The organism is Collinsella tanakaei (assembly GCF_016902615.1).
Classification (GTDB): domain Bacteria; phylum Actinomycetota; class Coriobacteriia; order Coriobacteriales; family Coriobacteriaceae; genus Collinsella; species Collinsella tanakaei_A.
The window spans coordinates 1-364 of the sequence record NZ_JACJMB010000086.1 but is presented as its reverse complement, the minus strand read 5'-3'; the positions used below and the strand labels follow the sequence as shown (position 1 = coordinate 364).

The following is a 364-nucleotide window of genomic DNA, read 5'->3' as shown; positions in this document are numbered from 1 at the left end:
AGCCGTTCGCCACTCGCTTCCGCCCGAGGGCGGGTGCCGTTCGACTTGCATGTGTTAGGCGCGCCGCCAGCGTTCATCCTGAGCCAGGATCGAACTCTCCGTCCAATGAAACCCCCGGTGAGCCGGGGGGATAGTCCTTCATCGCGTCCGGGAGCCCGAGTCCGGTCTCGGCTTCACGCCGATCGGATCCATCGTTCTCATTCCGCCCGGGATCGACGGGCACGGGGCTTCTGCCCCGTCGCTCGATCCTCGAGTACGCTTGGTTAGATGGTAAAATGTTCCGTACTGTCCGTCGCGATGCCTTCCGGCATCGCCCGCGGTATCCGGTTCTCAAGGTGCCCGCCGCGGGTGTGACCCGCGCGGC

General features: G+C 65.7%; 1 rRNA gene. It reads right to left on the bottom strand.

Annotation, left to right across the window (positions count from 1 at the left end):
• Positions 1-105 (bottom strand): 16S ribosomal RNA (locus H6A21_RS10825); the annotation flags it as partial.
• Positions 106-364 lie beyond the last annotated feature (259 nt).